This window comes from Enterobacter sp. BWH64, from assembly GCF_001037645.1.
Lineage (GTDB): Bacteria > Pseudomonadota > Gammaproteobacteria > Enterobacterales > Enterobacteriaceae > Enterobacter > Enterobacter hormaechei_C.
The window spans coordinates 1237326-1256222 of record NZ_KQ089922.1; the positions used below are offsets into that span (position 1 = coordinate 1237326).

13 protein-coding genes are annotated in these 18897 nt (G+C 57.1%); 3 read left to right on the plus strand and 10 right to left on the minus strand.

From position 1 onward, the window contains the following. Window positions 1-3: 3 nt before the first annotated feature. From rsmA to lptD, 4 genes are read right to left on the minus strand one after another with little or no spacing between them, the layout of a single operon-like run. Window positions 4-825, minus strand: coding sequence for a 16S rRNA (adenine(1518)-N(6)/adenine(1519)-N(6))-dimethyltransferase RsmA (rsmA, locus tag SK50_RS05915; protein WP_003856423.1), 822 nt, complete (start codon window positions 823-825; stop codon window positions 4-6). Then, window positions 822-1808: a 4-hydroxythreonine-4-phosphate dehydrogenase PdxA gene (gene pdxA, locus SK50_RS05920; RefSeq protein WP_015572650.1), complete on the minus strand. Its 987-nt coding sequence runs from the start codon at window positions 1806-1808 to the stop codon at window positions 822-824. Before pdxA ends, rsmA begins: the two co-directional genes overlap by 4 nt. Beyond that, the gene (gene surA / locus SK50_RS05925) at window positions 1808-3094 is read right to left on the minus strand and encodes a peptidylprolyl isomerase SurA (RefSeq protein ID WP_017383803.1); all 1287 of its coding nucleotides are present in this window, start codon (window positions 3092-3094) and stop codon (window positions 1808-1810) included. Before surA ends, pdxA begins: the two co-directional genes overlap by 1 nt. Before the next feature lie 53 nt (window positions 3095-3147). Continuing rightward, window positions 3148-5499: an LPS assembly protein LptD gene (gene lptD / locus SK50_RS05930; protein ID WP_017383802.1), complete on the minus strand. Its 2352-nt coding sequence runs from the start codon at window positions 5497-5499 to the stop codon at window positions 3148-3150. A gap of 239 nt (window positions 5500-5738) precedes the next feature. On the opposite strand from lptD, the gene djlA reads away from it, so the two are divergent. Continuing rightward, window positions 5739-6554, plus strand: a complete 816-nt coding sequence (gene djlA, locus SK50_RS05935; protein ID WP_015572652.1) for a co-chaperone DjlA — start codon at window positions 5739-5741, stop codon at window positions 6552-6554. Window positions 6555-6585: 31 nt separating this feature from the next. On the opposite strand, the gene rluA is transcribed toward djlA, so the two are convergent. From rluA to araB, 6 genes are all read right to left on the minus strand, one after another. Next, a complete protein-coding gene (gene rluA / locus SK50_RS05940; RefSeq protein WP_023303068.1) occupies window positions 6586-7245 on the minus strand; it encodes a bifunctional tRNA pseudouridine(32) synthase/23S rRNA pseudouridine(746) synthase RluA in 660 nt (219 codons plus the stop codon). Between the two features lie 12 nt (window positions 7246-7257). Beyond that, window positions 7258-10164 (minus strand): RNA polymerase-associated protein RapA, encoded by a 2907-nt coding sequence (gene rapA / locus SK50_RS05945; RefSeq protein ID WP_048229187.1) that lies wholly within the window; start codon window positions 10162-10164, stop codon window positions 7258-7260. Between the two features lie 127 nt (window positions 10165-10291). Further along, window positions 10292-12649: a DNA polymerase II gene (gene polB, locus SK50_RS05950; RefSeq protein WP_017694528.1), complete on the minus strand. Its 2358-nt coding sequence runs from the start codon at window positions 12647-12649 to the stop codon at window positions 10292-10294. 155 nt (window positions 12650-12804) lie between these two features. Beyond that, window positions 12805-13500 carry an L-ribulose-5-phosphate 4-epimerase gene (gene araD, locus SK50_RS05955; protein WP_048229191.1) on the minus strand — a complete coding sequence of 232 codons (696 nt, stop codon included), beginning with the start codon at window positions 13498-13500 and terminating at the stop codon, window positions 12805-12807. Between the two features lie 86 nt (window positions 13501-13586). Next, window positions 13587-15089, minus strand: coding sequence for an L-arabinose isomerase (gene araA / locus SK50_RS05960; protein ID WP_015572656.1), 1503 nt, complete (start codon window positions 15087-15089; stop codon window positions 13587-13589). A 10-nt stretch (window positions 15090-15099) separates the two neighbouring features. Next, complete coding sequence (araB, locus tag SK50_RS05965) at window positions 15100-16809, minus strand: ribulokinase (protein WP_048229192.1); 1710 nt, start codon at window positions 16807-16809, stop codon at window positions 15100-15102. 337 nt (window positions 16810-17146) lie between these two features. Here araB and araC point away from each other — a divergent pair, with 337 nt between their 5' ends. Together araC and SK50_RS05975 are read left to right on the plus strand one after the other, a co-directional pair. Beyond that, a complete protein-coding gene (gene araC, locus SK50_RS05970; RefSeq protein WP_003856402.1) occupies window positions 17147-17992 on the plus strand; it encodes an arabinose operon transcriptional regulator AraC in 846 nt (281 codons plus the stop codon). A 118-nt stretch (window positions 17993-18110) separates the two neighbouring features. Beyond that, window positions 18111-18878, plus strand: a complete 768-nt coding sequence (locus SK50_RS05975; protein WP_017383796.1) for a DedA family protein — start codon at window positions 18111-18113, stop codon at window positions 18876-18878. Window positions 18879-18897: the final 19 nt, after the last annotated feature.

Consider the following 18897-nt stretch of genomic DNA (forward strand, 5'->3'; position numbering starts at 1 on the left):
GGCTTAGCTCTCCTTCGGCGGCGCATTGTCGCTGATGTAATTAGCCAGCTTGCAGTACTGCTCTACGGAAATATTTTCCGCACGCATTGCCGGGTCGATGCCCAGCTCAGCTAATACGTCAACGGTAAACAGATTGCCAAGGCTGTTACGAATCGTTTTACGGCGCTGGTTAAAGGCTTCTGTCGTGATACGGCTCAGCACGCGCAGGTCTTTGACCGGGTACGGCATCGTTTTATGTGGCACCAGGCGCACAACCGCAGAATCTACCTTTGGCGGTGGCGTGAATGCGGAAGGCGGTACTTCTAATACCGGGATCACGTTGCAGTAATATTGCGCCATCACGCTTAAACGACCATACGCTTTACTGTTCGGCCCTGCAACCAGACGGTTAACGACCTCTTTTTGCAACATGAAGTGCATGTCGGCAATGGCATCAGTATAGCTAAACAGATGGAACATCAGCGGGGTGGAGATGTTGTACGGCAGGTTACCGAACACGCGCAGCGGCTGTCCCATTTTTTCTGACAGTTCGCCAAAGTTCATGGTCATCGCATCCTGCTGATAAATCGTCAGCTTCGGCCCGAGGAACGGGTGCGTTTGCAGACGCGCGGCCAGATCGCGGTCGAGTTCGATAACGGTCAGTTCGTCGAGGCGTTCGCCTACCGGCTCGGTCAGCGCGGCAAGACCCGGGCCGATTTCGACCATGGCCTGACCTTTCTGCGGATTAATGGCAGAAACGATACTGTCGATCACAAACTGATCGTTGAGGAAGTTTTGCCCGAAGCGTTTACGGGCTAAGTGGCCCTGATGGACTCGATTAGTCATTGAGTATTAACAATCATTTTGATGGCGAGATTAAGCGCCGTAATAAAACTGCCGACATCCGCTTTTCCCTGGCCTGCCAGATCCAGCGCAGTACCGTGGTCAACGGACGTTCGAATAAAGGGTAAACCGAGGGTGATATTCACCCCGCGGCCAAAGCCCTGGTATTTTAGCACGGGCAGACCCTGATCGTGGTACATCGCGAGTACGGCGTCGGCATTATCCAGGTATTTGGGCTGGAAAAGGGTGTCGGCAGGCAGAGGCCCGCTGAGGTTCATCCCCTTCGCCCGCATCTCCTCAAGCACCGGAATGATGGTGTCGATCTCTTCGGTGCCCATATGTCCGCCCTCACCCGCGTGCGGATTCAGGCCGCAAACCAGCACATGCGGCTGCGGAATGCCGAATTTGGTTTGCAGATCGTGATGCAAAATGCCAATGATCTCACGCAGGAGTTCAGGCGTAATGGCATCCGGAATGGCTTTGATCGGCAGGTGCGTTGTTACCAGCGCAACGCGCATTGCTTCGGTTGCCAGCATCATCACCACTTTCGGGCTGTGCGAACGCTCTTCGAAAAATTCGGTATGCCCGGTAAACGGAATGCCCGCGTCATTGATCACGCCTTTATGCACCGGACCGGTGATCAGGGCGGCAAATTCGCCCTGAAGGCAACCGTCACAGGCGCGCGCCAGCGTCTCGACAACGTAGTGGCCGTTTTCGGTGTGTAACTCACCGGGGACAACAGGCGCACGGAGCGGAACAGAAAGCAGGGTGAGAGTACCCGCCTGCTGCGGTGCGGGCTGTTGGCCTTCAACGTAAGGGAGGAGCGTTAAAGGCAGACCGAGCAAAGCTGCCCGGTCTTGTAACAGTGTTGCATCTGCGCAGACAACCAACTCTACCGGCCAGCTGCGCTGGGCGAGCTGAACCACAAGGTCAGGCCCAATCCCGGCGGGTTCGCCGGGGGTGATCACAACACGATGCGGTTTCATCAGTTGCTCAACACTTTCACGTAAGCGCTGGCGCGTTGTTCCTGCATCCAGGTTGCGGCTTCTTCAGAGAACTTACGGTTAAACAGCATGCGATACGCACGGTCTTTCTGCGCCGCGTCGGTTTTATCCACGTTGCGCGTGTCCATCAGCTGGATCAGATGCCAGCCGAAGGAGGAGTGTACCGGCGCGCTCATCTGGCCTTTATTCAGCTTCATTAACGCATCGCGGAAAGCCGGATCGTAAATATCCGCTGCCGCCCAACCCAGGTCACCGCCCTGGTTTGCAGAGCCAGGATCCTGAGAGAACTCTTTTGCCGCTTTATCGAAGGTGGTTTTACCGCTCTTGATGTCTGCCGCGATCTGTTCCAGCTTCGCACGAGCCTGATCGTCAGTCATGATCGGAGACGGCTTAAGCAGGATATGACGCGCATGCACTTCGGTAACCGAAATGTTCTGGCTCTGGCCGCGCAGGTCGTTCACTTTCAGAATGTGGAAGCCCACACCGGAACGGATTGGACCGACGATGTCGCCTTTCTTCGCCGTGCTCAGCGCCTGGGCAAACAGGGATGGCAGCTCCTGAATACGCCCCCAGCCCATCTGGCCGCCTTTCAGCGCCTGCTGGTCAGCGGAATAGGTGATCGCCAGCTTGCCGAAGTCATCGCCATTACGCGCCTGCTCAACGATAGCGCGCGCCTGGCTTTCCGCCTCAGCCGCCTGATCGGAGGTTGGGTTTTCCGGCAGTGGGATCAGGATGTGGCTCAGGTTAAGCTCGGTGCTGGCATCATTCTGATTCCCTACCTGTTTTGCCAGGGCATCCACTTCCTGAGGCAGGATGGTGACGCGGCGACGGACTTCATTGTTACGCACTTCTGAAATCAGCATCTCTTTACGGATCTGATTACGGTAGGTGGCATAGCTGATGCCGTCGTAGGCCAGGCGGCTACGCATCTGATCCGGGGTAATGTTGTTCTGCTTTGCAATGTTGGCGATCGCCTGATCGAGCTGCTCGTCAGAGATCGTCACGCCCATTTTCTGGCCCATCTGAAGAACAATCTGATCCATGATCAGACGCTCCAGGATCTGGTGGCGCAGCGTAGCGTCATCCGGAAGCTGTTGACCTGCTTCGCCCGAGTTGAGCTTTACAGATTTCATCAAACCGTCAACGTCACTTTCAAGCACGACGCCGTTGTTAACCACAGCCGCGACTTTATCGACAACCTGTGGGGCCGCGAAGCTGGTATTCGCAACCATAGCGACACCGAGTAGCAGCGTTTTCCAGTTCTTCATACTTTTTCCATTTCAATTAACCGCAAAGCGGATTACGTTGTAAATCAAGCACATTACAATGAACTACGATACGGCAGAATGTTCGAGCGCAGCATCTGCTGCGTGCCCAGACCGTAGTTAGAACTCAGGCCGCGCAACTCGATATTAAAGCCGATCACGTTATCATATTTGCCCTGACTGTTTTGCGTATCCCAGCCGTTAAGTTTGCGTTCGTAACCGACACGTATTGCGTAACAGCAGGAGTTGTATTGCAGACCCAGCATCTGGTCAGCAGGTTTTTGGGCATTCGTGTCATAGTAGTAGGCCCCGACGACTGACCAACGATCGGCGATCGGCCAGCTCGCGGCGGTACCCACCTGTGAAATACCGTCTTTGTATTGGTCTGTATTCGCATAGTTTGGCAGCGTCGCCTGGATATACTCCGGGCTGGCGTAACGGTACGTCAACTGCAACATGCGGTCTTCATCACGACGGTATTCGATGGCTGCGCTGCCCGTCGCGATATTGTCCAGTCGTGTATCGTACTGAACACCACCGCGCAGACCCCAACGATCCGTCATGCGCCAGTAGGTGTCGCCCGCCCATACCAGTGAGCCCGTTTTGTTGTCTTTCTCCCAGTTAATGTCGTCATCACCGGTACGAGACTCGGTGAAATAGTAGATTTGACCAACAGAAACGTTAAAACGTTCAACGGCAGCATCATCATATACGCGCGTTGTGACGCCAGTCGTTAACTGGTTAGCAGACGCAATACGGTCAAGCCCGCCGTAGGTACGGTCACGGAACAGGCCGCTGTAGTCTGATTGCAGGAAGGAAGAGTCGTAGTTTTGAATTTTGCTCTGATCGCGATAAGGCACATACAGATACTGCATACGCGGCTCAAGCGTCTGGGTGTATCCATCGGCGAGAAGGCCCATATCACGTTCGAAGATCAGCTTCCCGTCCATTTTGAATTGCGGAAGCGTACGGTTTACCGACTCTTCAAGATCGGTGCCATAGCGTTTGTTATACCAGTCCAGATTTTTCTGCTGGTAGTGGGTGGCCATCAGCTTAGCTTCGGTATTCAGGCTCGCCCAGTCGTTTGACCACGGCAGATTGATCGTCGGCTCGATATGCAGACGCGTTGATTCCGGCATATCCGAGTTGGTGTTGACGAAATGGACCGCCTGAGCATAAACGCGCGTGTCGAAAGGACCCACATCGTTCTGGTACCAGTTCACGTCCAGCTGCGGCTCGGCACCATAGGTACTACGCGATTGTGTATCAAATACCTGGAACTGTTTGGTCGACACCGTCGCGTCAAAGTTCTCAATGGCGTAGCCCACGCTGAATTTCTGCGTGGCGTAACCGTCGGTACTGGAGCCGTATTTAGAATCAAAGTCGTTGAAGTAATACGGATCGCTGACTTTGGTGTAGTCGATGTTGAAACGCCACACCTGATCCAATACCCCGGCGTGCTTCCAGTAGTACATCCAGCGGTGCTTATCACCTTCGCTCGGATGCTCGTCCTGGAACACCTTATCTGATGGCAGATAATCAAATTCCATCAGACCCGCGCCCGCCTTGGTCAGATAGCGGAATTCGTTCTCCCACATGATGTTACCGCGCTTATGGATATAGTGCGGCGTGATCGTGGCGTCCATGTTGGGCGCAATGTTCCAGTAGTACGGCAGGTAGAACTCAAAGTAGTTCGACGTGCTGTACTTGGCGTTCGGGATCAGGAAACCTGAACGACGTTTGTCACCCACAGGCAGTTGCAGGTAAGGGCTATAGAAAATGGGCACCGGGCCGAGTTTAAAACGGGCGTTCCAGATCTCTGCAACCTGTTCTTCACGGTCGTGGATCACTTCACTGCCCACAACGCTCCAGGTATTTGACCCTGGCAAACAGGAGGTAAACGTGCCGTTTTCGAGAATGGTGTAGCGGTTTTCGCCGCGCTGCTTCATCAGGTCCGCGGTACCGCGCCCCTGACGACCGACCATCTGGTAATCACCTTCCCAGACGTTGGTGTCTTTGGTATTCAGATTCGACCAGGCTTTCGGACCTTTCAGGATGACCTGATTGTCGTCATAGTGCACATTACCCAGCGCATCCACCGTACGGACAGGCGCCTGAGCACCTTCCGGTTGCTTCTGGTGCAATTGCACTTCGTCAGCAAGCAGGCGACTGTTTCCCTGGTTAATATCGACATTGCCCGTAAAGGTCGCATTGTCAGGATAATTACCTTTTGCACTGTCGGCATTAATGGTGACGGGTAAGTCATTCGTATCGCCTTTCACCAGTGGGCGATTGTAACTTGGGACGCCAAGCATACACTGCGAGGCGAGATCGGCTGCGAGCCCCTGTTGGCTATACAGGGCGGTGCCAATCATTGTGGCCAGAAGGGTGGGGATACGTTTTTTCATACGTTGTATTTTATTGTTCCGTCATCAGTGGCTACGGCTTACAAACGCTCAGAGACTATCTTACTCATCAGCGCAGTACCAGCGTTAATCCTGCCCGTTTGCGCGCCAGAGTGTTAGGCTCGCTATCGAATGACGAGTATGATAATGCAAATTATAGGCGATGTCCCTCAATTGACCGTGGCGCGACCACTGTAATGATGGCGTTGCGTCGGCCAGGAACATGACCATTCGGGGAGTATATGCAGTATTGGGGTAAAATAATCGGCGTTGCGTTCGCAATTATTATGGGTGCCGGATTCTGGGGTGTCGTTCTTGGCCTCATTATCGGCCATATGTTTGATAAAGCACGCAGCCGCAAAATGGCCTGGTTTGCCAACCAGCGCGAGCGCCAGTCACTCTTTTTCTCCACCACCTTCGAGGTGATGGGGCACTTAACCAAATCAAAAGGACGCGTAACGGAAGCCGATATTCAGGTGGCCAGCGTCTTTATGGATCGCATGAATCTGCACGGCGAATCCCGCATCGCGGCGCAGAATGCGTTCCGGATTGGTAAATCAGATCACTACCCGCTGCGTGAAAAAATGCGGCAGTTCCGTAGCATCTGTTTCGGGCGTTTTGATTTAATTCGGATGTTTCTGGAAATTCAAATCCAGGCCGCCTTCGCGGATGGCTCTCTGCATCCGAATGAACGGGACGTCCTGTATGTGATTGCTGAAGAGTTGGGCATTTCCCGCATGCAGTTCGATCAGTTCCTGCGCATGATGCAGGGCGGCGCGCACTTTGGCGGCGGTTATCAGCAGCAATCGTCCGGCGGCGGCTGGCAGCAGGCGCAGCGTGGCCCTACGCTTGAAGATGCCTGTAACGTCCTCGGCGTGAAGCCGTCTGACGATGTTACGACCATCAAACGCGCCTATCGTAAGCTGATGAGCGAGCACCATCCGGATAAGCTGGTGGCGAAAGGCCTGCCGCCAGAGATGATGGAGATGGCGAAACAGAAAGCGCAGGAAATCCAGAAAGCCTACGAGCTAATTAAAGAGCAGAAAGGTTTTAAATAAAAAAATGGCCCGACAGTGTCGGGCCATTTTTTCAGAAGTCCACCGGGGCTTTGAACGTCATGGCGTTGCCGAAAGCAGGGTGGGTGATGGTGAGCGTCTGCGCATGCAGTTGCAGGCGCGGCGCTAACGCCAGCGCTTCCGGCGGCGCATAGAATCTGTCCCCCAGAATGGGGTGACCCATCGCAAGCATATGCACACGCAGCTGGTGGGAGCGCCCGGTAATCGGCTTCAGCAGGACGCGCGCGGTGTTATCCGGCGCGTTCTCCAGCACTTCATACTCGGTTTGCGCGGCCTTGCCGGTTTCGTAACACACCTTCTGCTTTGGCCGGTTCGGCCAGTCGCAAATCAGCGGTAAATCCACCAGCCCTTCCGCCTGCGCCGGATGGCCCCAGACGCGCGCGACATACTGTTTCTTCGGCTCGCGCTCGCGGAACTGACGCTTCAGCTCGCGTTCTGCCGCTTTATTCAGAGCCACCACAATCACGCCGCTGGTCGCCATATCCAGACGATGGACAGACTCGGCCTGGGGATAATCACGCTGGATACGCGTCATCACGCTGTCTTTATGCTCTTCCAGACGCCCCGGCACGGATAACAAGCCGCTCGGCTTGTTAACCACCATAATGTGCTCGTCCTGATACAGAATGACCAGCCACGGATCCATCGGGGGATTGTAGGGCTCCATTACCATCTTGCGCTCCGCTTACTGATGCGTCACAACGATAAGACGCAGGGCGTCGAGACGCCATCCCGCCTGATTCAGGCTTTCCAGCACCTGCTGGCGGTTGCTCTCAATGGCGGCCAGCTCATCGTCACGAATGTTAGGGTTCACTGCTTTCAACGCTTCCAGACGCGACAGCTCGGCAGAAAGCTTCTCATCGGCTTCGCTACGCGCCGCATCGATCAGCACTCTGGCCGCTTTTTCGGCCTGGGCTTCACCCAGTTGCAGAATGGCATGCACGTCCTGCTGCACCGCATTCACCAGCTTACTGCCGGTATGGCGGTTCACCGCGCTCAGCTGACGGTTGAAGCTTTCAAACTCCACCTGGCCGGCCAGGTTCGTACCGTTTTTATCCAGCAGCAGACGCACCGGAGTTGGCGGCAGGAAGCGGTTAAGCTGAAGCTGTTTCGGCGCCTGCGCTTCCACAACGTAGATCAGCTCCACCAGCAGCGTGCCCACAGGCAAGGCTTTGTTCTTCAACAGGGAGATGGTGCTGCTGCCGGTATCGCCGGAGAGGATCAGATCCAGACCGTTGCGGATCAGCGGGTGCTCCCAGGTGATGAACTGTGCATCTTCGCGGGAAAGCGCCACATCACGCTCAAAGGTGATGGTGCAGCCGTCTTCCGGCAGGCCCGGGAAAACCGGCACCAGCATATGATCGGACGGGGTCAGCACGATCATGTTCTCGCCGCGATCGTCCTGATTAATGCCGACGATGTCGAACAGGTTCATGGAGAAGCTGATCAGGCTGGTGTCATCGTCCTGTTCTTCGATACTTTCGGCCAGCTGCTGCGCTTTTTCACCGCCGTTGGAGTGGATCTCCAGCAGGCGATCGCGACCCTGCTCCAGCTGAGCTTTCAGCGCGTCGTGCTTCTCTCGACAGGATTTGATCAGCTCATCAAAGCCCTCGGTGTTTTCCGGCGCCGCAAGGTAACCGATCAGATCGCTATGCACCTGGTCATAAATGGTGCGGCCCGTCGGGCAGGTATGTTCAAACGCATCCAGGCCTTCGTGGTACCAGCGAACCAGAACGGACTGGGCGGTTTTCTCCAGATACGGAACGTGGATCTGAATATCGTGCGCCTGACCGATACGATCCAGACGGCCGATACGCTGCTCCAGCAGATCCGGGTTAAACGGCAGATCGAACATCACAAGATTGCTGGCGAACTGGAAGTTACGGCCTTCAGAACCGATTTCGGAGCACAGCAGAACCTGCGCGCCGCTGTCCTCTTCACTAAACCACGCCGCAGCGCGGTCGCGCTCGATAATAGACATGCCTTCATGGAACACGGCGGCGCGAATACCTTCGCGCTCGCGCAGCACTTGTTCAAGTTGCAGGGCGGTGGCTGCCTTGGCGCAGATCACCAGCACCTTCCGGGAACGGTGCGCGGTCAGATAACCCATTAACCACTCCACGCGCGGATCGAAGTTCCACCAGGTGCCAGTGTCGCCTTCAAATTCCTGATAAATTTGCTCCGGGTAGAGCATATCGCGCGCGCGATCTTCCGCTGATTTACGGGTGCCCATAATGCCGGAGACTTTAATCGCCGTCTGGTACTGGGTCGGCAGCGGCAGTTTGATGGTGTGCAGCTCGCGTTTCGGGAAGCCTTTCACGCCGTTACGGGTGTTGCGGAACAGCACGCGGCTGGTGCCGTGACGGTCCATCAGCATGTCGATCAGCTCTTTACGCGCAGATCCCGCATTATCGCTGTCGCTGTTCGCGGCCTGAAGCAGCGGCTCAATATCCTGCTCGCCGATCAGATCGCTGAGGGTGTTAAGTTCATCATTAGAGAGACGATTACCGGCCAGCAGCAGCGCAACGGCGTCCGCCACCGGACGGTAGTTTTTCTGCTCTTCAACAAACTGCTCAAAATCGTGGAATCGGTTCGGATCGAGCAGGCGCAGACGGGCGAAGTGGCTCTCAAGACCCAGCTGCTCCGGGGTGGCGGTCAGAAGCAGAACGCCCGGTACGCGCTCGGCAAGCTGCTCAATCGCCATGTATTCACGGCTTGGCGCATCTTCGCTCCAGACGAGGTGGTGCGCTTCGTCGACGACCATCAGATCCCATTCTGCGTCGCACAGGTGCTCCAGGCGCTGCTTGCTGCGGCGTACGAAGTCCAGGGAGCAGATCACCAGCTGTTCGGTTTCAAACGGGTTGTCCGCGTCGTGCTGGGCTTCGGCATAGCGCTCGTCGTCGAACAGGGAGAAGCGCAGGTTAAAGCGGCGCAGCATCTCGACCAGCCACTGGTGTTGCAGCGTTTCCGGCACCACAATCAGCACGCGCTCGGCAGCGCCAGAGAGCAGCTGCTGGTGCAGGATCATGCCTGCTTCGATGGTTTTACCCAGGCCCACTTCGTCAGCCAGCAGCACGCGAGGCGCATGGCGACGGCCCACGTCATGGGCGATATTCAGCTGATGGGGAATAAGGCTGGTACGCTGGCCGCGCAGGCCGCTCCACGGCATGCGGTACTGTTCACTCTGGAACTTACGCGCGCGGTAGCGCAGGGAGAAGCGATCCATTCGGTCGATTTGCCCGGCAAACAGACGGTCCTGCGGCTTGCTGAAAACCAGTTTGCTGTCGAGCAGCACTTCACGCAGGATAACATTCGTCTCGTCGGTATCAAGACGCGTTCCAATGTAGGCGAGCAGTCCATTCTCTTCTTTTACGTCTTCAACCTTCAGCTGCCAGCCTTCGTGGCTGGTCACGGTGTCGCCCGGATTGAACATTACGCGGGTAACAGGGGAGTCATTGCGAGCGTACAGGCGGTTTTCACCGGTAGCAGGGAAAAGGAGGGTAACCATGCGCGCATCGACGGCAACGACGGTTCCTAATCCAAGTTCGCTTTCTGTATCGCTGATCCAGCGTTGACCAAGTGTAAAAGGCATAGTTGTTCGGCTCTAATCTTTAATTGCAGGCAATAGTTCGACCCCGTCAAAAAAGACGGTCATCGAAAAATGGGTCCGGGAATGGAAAGGGCGCTATGGTACTGGATGGCAACGGTTTCGTCACGCGTCAAAATAGCCCAAGTTGTCCTGTCACTAGTGTAGCAAAGTCGTCATTGATGAACGGTAAAATTCCCTCCGCAACCGGCTGAAGCTGGCGGGTCAGGTAGTGATCGTAATCGAGCGGAGACTGCTGGTAATCAACGGGTTCCGGGCCGTTAGTTGTCCAGACGTATTTGATCGTACCCCGGTTCTGATACTGCGGCGCACGGCCCCGGCGAACATTCTCTTCATCCGCCAGCCGCGCGGCGCGTACGTGGGGAGGAACGTTACGTTGATATTCGGCCAGCGGGCGGCGCAGGCGCTTGCGATACACCAGCTGGTCATCCAGCTCACCGGCCATCAGGCTGGCAATGGTTTCGCGCACGTAGTCCTGATAGGGCTCGTTGCGAAACACCCGCAGGTAGAGCGTCTGCTGGAACTGCTGCGCCAGTGGCGTCCAGTCGGTGCGCACCGTCTCCAGCCCTTTAAAGACCATCCGCTGCGTGTCACCTTCCTGAATCAGCCCGGCGTAGCGTTTCTTGCTGCCCTGGTCGGTTCCGCGAATGGTCGGCATTAAAAAGCGGGCAAAATGGGTTTCAAACTCCAGCTCTAACGCGCTGGTTAACCGCTCTTTTTGCAAATTTTCGCGCCACCAGTCGTTCACGTAGGCGACCAGTTCTTTGCCGATTCGCGTGGCGTCGTCTTCTGAATGGGCCGCTTTCAGCCAGACAAAGGTGGAGTCGGTATCGCCATAAATAACGTCATAGCCCCGGGATTCAATCAGCGCTTTGGTCTGGCGCATAATGTCGTGCCCGCGCATGGTGATGGAAGACGCCAGCCGGGGATCAAAGAAGCGGCAGGCGCTGGTACCCAGCACGCCGTAAAAGGCGTTCATAATGATTTTCAGCGCCTGTGAGAGCGGCTTGTTGCCGTGGCGTTTCGCCTCGTCGCGGCCGTGCCAGATGTTTCCCACAATTTCGGGCAGGCAGTGTTTTTTCCGCGAGAAGCGAGCTCCAAGAAACCCTTCGGTGCTGTGCGCATCGTCTGGCTGGGCCATCCCCTCCACCAGCCCCACCGGATCAATCAGAAACGTGCGGATAATTGACGGGTACAGGCTTTTATAATCCAGCACCAGCACCGAGTCATACAGTCCGGGCCGTGAATCCATCACGTAACCGCCGGGGCTGGCCTGCGGCGGCACGTCGCCGAGGTTAGGGGCGACATAGCCTGCCCGGTGCATCCGCGGGAAATAGAGGTGGCTGAAGGCCGCTACCGAGCCGCCGTGCCTGTCGACCGCGAGACCGTTCACCGTCGCCCGCTCCAGCAGGAACGGCATGATCTCGGTTTTGTGGAAGATCTGCGTCACCAGCTCGCAATCTTTCAGGTTATAGGTAGCGAGCGCCGGCTTATCTTCATTAAAGCGCCGGTCGATCTCGTCCATTCGGTCCCAGGGATTGTCGATGGATTTACCTTCGCCGAGCAGCGCCTGGGCGACCGCTTCCAGCGAGAAGGAAGAGAAGTTCCAGAAGGCGGATTTCAGCGCCTCGATACCGTCGATAATCAGGCGACCGTTAGCCTGCGCGAAGAAAACACCGTTCTTAAAACCGTGCTCACGCCACTCCAGCTCGCTGTTGCCGCGCCCCAGAATCAGCGGGATACGGTAACGCTCGGCATGTTTTTGCAGCACGCGTAGGTCAAACTGCACTACGTTCCAGCCGATCAGAACATCCGGATCGTGCTCGGCAAACCACTGGTTAAGCTTCTCCAGCAGTTGCGGGCGGCTGTTGACGTACTCCAGATTAAAATCCAGCGCGGACGCATCGCCGTTCGGCGGCCCGAGCATATAGACAACCCGCTGCCCACAGCCTTCCAGGCCAATGCAGTACAGTTCGCCATGGCGGGTGGTTTCAATATCCAGCGACACCCACTTTAGCGGCGGGCGATAGTGCGGATTAGGCTTCAGGCGCGCGTTAACGATCCTGCCGTTTTGCGCGGTGCCATCTACCCAGACGGGGGCGGTGATAAACCGCTCCATCAGAAAGCGTTCAGGCGGGCGAATGTCGGCCTCGTAAAGCGTCACGCCTGCTTCACGAAGCAGCTTTTCATAGCGCATTAACTGGCGATGGGCGCGGCAGTAGAGGCCGTAAACTGGCTGGCGGTGGAAATCTTTCAGTTGGAGCGGCGTAAGGCGCCAGTTGTTTTCGCCGCGTAGCAGTTGTTTCACTTTCTCGACGTGAGCTTCAGGAATAAAGGCCACGGACTCCTGCGGCGGGAGCGTAACGTTTAGTGGGCCGTTGTCCGTTGCCAGCCAGAATTCAACCTCAGTACCCTGAGGGGTATCCCGCCAGTGTCTGGTCAGTAAAAAGCCTTCTTGCGCCTGCGTCACGGCGTTATCCCATAAAACAAACCAGGCCTGATTATAGCCTGGTTGAGGGGTGTTTGCTGGGGTTTTATACAGTGTCTGTTCCGCCGGATGGCGCTCCGCTTATCCGGCCTACAGGTTCCGCAGGCCCGGTAAGCGCAGCGTCACCGGGCAAGGGTTTACTGCCCGTAGTAGGCTTTCGCACCGTGCTTACGCAGGTAATGCTTATCCAGCAGGGTTTGCTGCATATCCGGCAGCTGCGGTGCCAGCTGGCGGCAGAAGATCCCCATATAGGCGACTTCCTCCAGCACGATCGCGTTGTGCACCGCGTCCTCCGCGTTTTTACCCCAGGCAAACGGGCCGTGGGAGTGCACCAGCACGCCGGGCATTTGCGCCGCGTCGATTCCCTGTTTTTCGAAGGTTTCGACAATCACGTTCCCCGTTTCCCATTCGTACTCACCGCCGATCTCCGCATCGGTCATCAGACGCGTGCAGGGAATGGTGCCGTAAAAGTAGTCCGCGTGGGTGGTGCCGGTGGCCGGAATAGGCTGGCCCGCCTGCGCCCAGATGGTCGCGTGACGCGAATGGGTATGCACAATCCCGCCGATGGTCGGGAAGGCCTGATACATCAGGCGATGAGTGGGCGTATCGGAGGAGGGCTTTTTATTGCCTTCAACCACTTCACCCGTTTCGATGCTGACCACCACCATGTCTTCTGCGGTCATTACCGTGTAATCCACGCCGGAAGGCTTGATCACGAACACCCCTTTTTCCCGGTCAACGGCGCTGACGTTGCCCCATGTCAGGGTTACGAGGTTATGTTTTGGCAGCGCCAGGTTGGCTTCGAGTACCTGACGTTTGAGATCTTCTAACATTGTCGTCTCCTGCCGGATGGCGCTGCGCTTATCCGGCCTACAGAACCGTAGGCCCGGTAAACGAAGTTCCACCGGGCACTCCATACTTAGCGTTTTGAACCGTAATAGACTTCGTTCCAGCGCAGCGCGTCTTTAAAGGCTGGCAGACGGGTGTCGTTATCAATCACGGTCAGTTCGATGTCGTGCAGCTCGGCAAACTGACGCATATCGTTCAGGTCAAGCGCGTGGCTGAATACGGTGTGGTGCGCGCCGCCGGCCAGGATCCAGGCTTCCGAGGCGGTTGGCAGGTCAGGCTGCGCTTTCCACAAAGCGTTGGCGACCGGCAGCTTCGGCAGAGAATGCGGGGTTTCAACCGCATCGACGCAGTTCACCAGCAGGCGGAAACGATCGCCGAGGTCAATCAGGCTGGCGTTAATGGCCGGGCCGGTACGGGTGTTGAAGATCAGACGGGCCGGATCCGCTTTGCCGCCAATGCCGAGGTACTGCACGTCGAGGATCGGTTTCTCTTCAACCGCGATGGATGGACACACTTCCAGCATGTGCGAGCCGAGCACCAGATCGTTGCCGTTCTCGAAGTGGTAGGTGTAGTCCTCCATAAAAGAGGTGCCGCCCTGTAGACCGGTCGACATCACCTTCATGATGCGAAGCAGAGCGGCAGTTTTCCAGTCGCCTTCGCCCGCAAAGCCGTAGCCCTGCTGCATCAGACGTTGTACCGCCAGACCCGGGAGCTGTTTCAGGCCGTGGAGATCTTCAAAGGTGGTGGTGAAGGCATGGAAGCCGCCCTGTTCCAGAAAACGCTTCATGCCCAGCTCAATACGTGCGGCATCCAGCACGTTCTGGCGCTTGTCACCGTTGACCTGTGCCGCAGGCGTCAGGCGATAGCTGCTTTCGTACTCGTCCACCAGCGCGTTAACGTCGCCATCGCTGATGTCATTCACCACCTGCACCAGGTCGCCCACCGCCCAGGTGTTGACGGAGAAGCCAAATTTAATCTGCGCGGCCACTTTATCACCGTCGGTGACCGCCACTTCGCGCATGTTGTCGCCGAAACGCACCACTTTCAGGTGGCGGGTATCCTGCTTAGATACCGCCTGACGCATCCAGGAGCCAATGCGTTTTTGTGCCTGACCGTCCTGCCAGTGCCCGGTCACCACGGCATGCTGTTGACGCATGCGCGCGCCGATGAAGCCGAACTCGCGGCCGCCGTGCGCGGTCTGGTTCAGGTTCATGAAGTCCATGTCGATGCTGTCCCACGGCAGGGAGGCGTTGAACTGCGTGTGGAATTGCAGCAGCGGTTTGTTGAGGATAGCCAGGCCGTTGATCCACATTTTGGCTGGCGAAAAGGTGTGCAGCCACACCACCAGGCCAGCGCATTTGTCATCGTAATTGGCATCGCGGCAAATGTTGGTGATTTCGTCCGGGGTGGTACCCAGCGGCTTCAGCACCAGTTTGCACGGCAGTTTGGCTTCCGCGTTCAGCGCATTCACAACGTGCTCCGCGTGTTTCGTCACCTGCTGCAACGCTTCCGGTCCGTACAAATGCTGACTGCCAATCACAAACCACACTTCATAATTATTAAAAATGGTCATTATCGTGTCCTTAATGTGTCAGGGTTGCCGTAGTATCCGCGGTGCTTTTGGCCGGGGCGGCGACAGGGAGATAGTGAAGTTCGGCGCTTTTTGCCCATTGCTGGTAGCGCTGATAAAGCTGTTCAAAGCGTTGTGCCTGCTGAGTCTGCGGCTGGAGCGTACTTTCGACGGCGCTCGCCATATGCTGTTGCGCGGTCGGGATATCCGCATGTACGCCTGCGGCCACGGCAGCGAAAATCGCCGTGCCCAGCGCACAGCACTGATCGGAGGCCACAATTTGCAGCGGCCGGTTCAGCACGTCGCAGCAGGCCTGCATAATCACCGGGTTTTTACGGGCGATGCCGCCCAGCGCCATCACGTTGTTCACGTCAATGCCCTGCCCGGTGAAGCACTCCATAATGGCGCGCGCGCCGAATGCGGTGGCGGCGATCAGGCCGCCAAACAGCGCGGGCGCGTCGGTCGCGAGGTTGAGATCGGTAATCACCCCTTTCAGACGCTGGTTGGCAAACGGCGTACGACGCCCGTTGAACCAGTCCAGCACCACCGGCAGGTGGTCGAGAGACGGATTTTTTGCCCAGGCTTCGGTGAGCTGCGGCAGGAGCTGTTTTTTGCTCGCGGTAATCTGTGTTTTCAGTTCAGGATGCGCGGCTGCCAGCTGATCCAGCGGCCAGCCGAGCACACGGCCAAACCAGGCGTAGATATCGCCGAAGGCGGACTGACCCGCTTCGAGGCCGATAAAATCGGGTACCACGCTGCCGTCAACCTGACCGCAGATGCCTTTCACCGCGCGGTCGCCGACGCTGGCTTTATCTGCCGTCAGAATGTCACAGGTGGAGGTGCCGATAACTTTCACCAGCGTGTTGGGCTGCGCACCCGCGCCCACGGCACCCATATGGCAGTCGAACGCGCCGCCGGAAATGGTCACGTTTTGCGGCAGACCGAGGCGTTTCGCCCACTCTTCGCAGAGCGTGCCGACCGGAATATCGGCGGTGAAGGTGTCGGTAAACAGCGGGTATGTCAGGTTTTTGTTGATGATCGGATCGAGTTCATCGAAGAACGTTGCCGGAGGCAGCCCCCCCCAGCTTTCATGCCACAGCGATTTATGCCCGGCGCTGCAACGGCCGCGGCGGATATCCTGCGGGCGAGTGGTGCCGGAGAGCAGGGCGGGAACCCAGTCGCATAGCTCAATCCATGATGCCGCTGCCTGTGCGACCGACGCGTCCGCGCGGGTAACGTGCAGGATCTTGGCCCAGAACCACTCGCTGGAGTAAATCCCGCCGATGTAGCGGGAGTAGTCAGTTTTGCCCGGCTGATGGCATAAGCGGGTGATGGCTTCCGCCTCTTCCACGGCGGTATGGTCTTTCCACAGCACAAACATGGCGTTCGGGTTGTCGGCAAACTCCGGTCGCAGCGCCAGTACGCGGCCTTCGGCATCGACAGGGGCAGGCGTTGAGCCGGTGCTGTCGACGCCAATCCCCACGACATCGACCCGCTGGGCGTCCGTCAACTCTGCCAGCACGGTTTTGATCGCCGCTTCCATTGATTCAATGTAATCACGCGGGTGGTGGCGGAACTGGTTGTTCGGCGCATCGCAGTAGCGCCCCTCTTGCCAGCGCGGATACCACTCAACGCTGGTTGCTATCTCCAGGCCAGTCGTACAGTCCACTGCCAGCGCGCGAACTGAGTCGCTGCCAAAATCGAGGCCAATTGCAATTGCCATGGTGTTGCTCCATCCAAAAAACAGGTATGGAAGAACATTAGAGACTGGGGACAAAAATCGTCAGGCAGGATCCGCTAATCTTATGGACTAAATTGCTGTAGCCACGCAAAGTGTGACGCCGTGCAAATATTCTATGTGGACATTTCTGCCGCACTTATAGACACTTTTGTTACTGCTTATCTGCCCGTACTGGCGGACAAATCAGGGGGAAAGGCTGAAACATGGCGGACGTAAAAGAGGCGTGATGCTTTTTGGATCTTTTCGCGGGCCATTTTTATACTGCTTTTATCGATATGGACAATTGGTTTCCTTCAGGACCCTTGGGAGAACTGAATCTATGGCCGAACCGCAAAACGATCCCTTACTGCCGGGCTACTCATTTAACGCCCATCTGGTGGCGGGGCTGACGCCAATTGAGGCCGAGGGATATCTCGATTTTTACGTCGATCGCCCTCTTGGCATGAAGGGATATATCCTGAACCTGACCGTACGCGGAGAAGGGGTCGTCAAAAACGGGGATCAGCAGTTTATCTGCCGCCCCGGTGATATGCTGCTGTTCCCGCCGGGGGAGATCCACCACTACGGGCGCCATCCGGATGCCAAAGAGTGGTATCACCAGTGGGTCTATTTCCGTCCGCGCGCCTACTGGCAGGAGTGGCTCTCGTGGCCGGCCATTTTCGCCCATACCGGTTTATATCGCCCGGATGAGGCGCATCTGGCGCAGTTCCGTGAGCTGTTCGCACAGATTATTGAGGCAGGGCAGGCGGGCGGGCGCTACGCCGAACTGCTGGCCATCAACCTGCTTGAACAGGTTCTGCTGCGCCGCATGGAGGCCATCAACGAGTCGCTTAATCCGCCGCTGGACAACCGCGTCCGCGACGCCTGCCAGTACATCAGCGACCACCTTGCCGACAGCCAGTTTGATATTGCCAGCGTCGCCCAGCATGTGTGTCTGTCGCCGTCACGGCTCTCTCATCTGTTCCGCCAGCAGCTTGGCGTGAGTGTACTCAGCTGGCGTGAGGATCAGCGCATCAGCCAGGCGAAACTGCTGCTCAGCACCACCCGAATGCCTATCGCCACCGTCGGGCGTAACGTCGGCTTTGAAGATCAGCTCTATTTCTCTCGCGTGTTTAAGAAGTGCACCGGTGCCAGCCCGAGCGAATTCCGCGCGGGATGTGAATAATCGGTAAACATTCAGGTGAACTTCAGGCGCATCTTGTAAACTATTCAGACAATTGATGCCTTGACGCGGTGCAGGGCGCTAAGCAGAATCGCTGATTCGTTTTCTGACCGGAATAGTTATGCAGGCATTGCTGGAACATTTTATTACCCAGTCCGTTATGTATTCGCTCATCGCCGTGGCGCTGGTGGCGTTTCTGGAGTCGCTGGCGCTGGTCGGGCTGATCCTGCCCGGCACCGTGATGATGGCAGGGCTTGGGGCGCTTATCGGCAGCGGCGAGGTCAATTTCTGGCAGGCGTGGATGGCCGGTATCATCGGTTGTTTGCTGGGGGACTGGATCTCCTTCTGGCTGGGCTGGCGCTTTAAGAAGCCGCTGCACCGCTGGTCGTTCATGAAAAAAAACAAAGCGCTGCTGGATAAAACCGAGCACGCGCTGCACCAGCACAGCATGTTCACTATCCTTGTGGGGCGCTTCGTTGGCCCAACGCGCCCGCTGGTGCCGATGGTGGCCGGGATGCTGGATCTGCCCGTCGCGAAGTTTGTGGTGCCGAACATCATCGGCTGCGTCTTCTGGCCGCCGTTCTACTTCCTGCCGGGGATCCTGGCGGGCGCGGCGATCGATATTCCTGACGGTATGCAAAGCGGCGAGTTCAAGTGGCTGCTGCTGGGAACGGCGGTCCTGCTGTGGCTGGCGGTCTGGCTCTGCTGGCGCCTGTGGCGCAGCGCGAAAGCCAGTGTTGATCGCCTGACGCGCTATCTTCCGCGCACGCGCCTGCTCTGGCTGGCCCCGCTGACGCTGGGAGTGGCTGTCGTGGCGCTGGTGGCGCTGATTCGCCACCCGCTGATGCCGGTGTACGGTGAGATCCTGTTGAAGGTGGTGAGCCGTTAAACGCCGGGCGGCACTGCGT

What these genes read in the sequence shown, in the direction of transcription:
- rsmA (WP_003856423.1), bottom strand. Translation starts at nt 825, where the DNA reads ATGACTAATCGAGTCCATCAGGGCCACTTAGCCCGTAAACGCTTCGGG.
- pdxA (WP_015572650.1), bottom strand. Translation starts at nt 1,808, where the DNA reads ATGAAACCGCATCGTGTTGTGATCACCCCCGGCGAACCCGCCGGGATT.
- surA (WP_017383803.1), bottom strand. Translation starts at nt 3,094, where the DNA reads ATGAAGAACTGGAAAACGCTGCTACTCGGTGTCGCTATGGTTGCGAAT.
- lptD (WP_017383802.1), bottom strand. Translation starts at nt 5,499, where the DNA reads ATGAAAAAACGTATCCCCACCCTTCTGGCCACAATGATTGGCACCGCC.
- djlA (WP_015572652.1), top strand. Translation starts at nt 5,739, where the DNA reads ATGCAGTATTGGGGTAAAATAATCGGCGTTGCGTTCGCAATTATTATG.
- rluA (WP_023303068.1), bottom strand. Translation starts at nt 7,245, where the DNA reads ATGGTAATGGAGCCCTACAATCCCCCGATGGATCCGTGGCTGGTCATT.
- rapA (WP_048229187.1), bottom strand. Translation starts at nt 10,164, where the DNA reads ATGCCTTTTACACTTGGTCAACGCTGGATCAGCGATACAGAAAGCGAA.
- araD (WP_048229191.1), bottom strand. Translation starts at nt 13,500, where the DNA reads ATGTTAGAAGATCTCAAACGTCAGGTACTCGAAGCCAACCTGGCGCTG.
- araA (WP_015572656.1), bottom strand. Translation starts at nt 15,089, where the DNA reads ATGACCATTTTTAATAATTATGAAGTGTGGTTTGTGATTGGCAGTCAG.
- araB (WP_048229192.1), bottom strand. Translation starts at nt 16,809, where the DNA reads ATGGCAATTGCAATTGGCCTCGATTTTGGCAGCGACTCAGTTCGCGCG.
- araC (WP_003856402.1), top strand. Translation starts at nt 17,147, where the DNA reads ATGGCCGAACCGCAAAACGATCCCTTACTGCCGGGCTACTCATTTAAC.
- SK50_RS05975 (WP_017383796.1), top strand. Translation starts at nt 18,111, where the DNA reads ATGCAGGCATTGCTGGAACATTTTATTACCCAGTCCGTTATGTATTCG.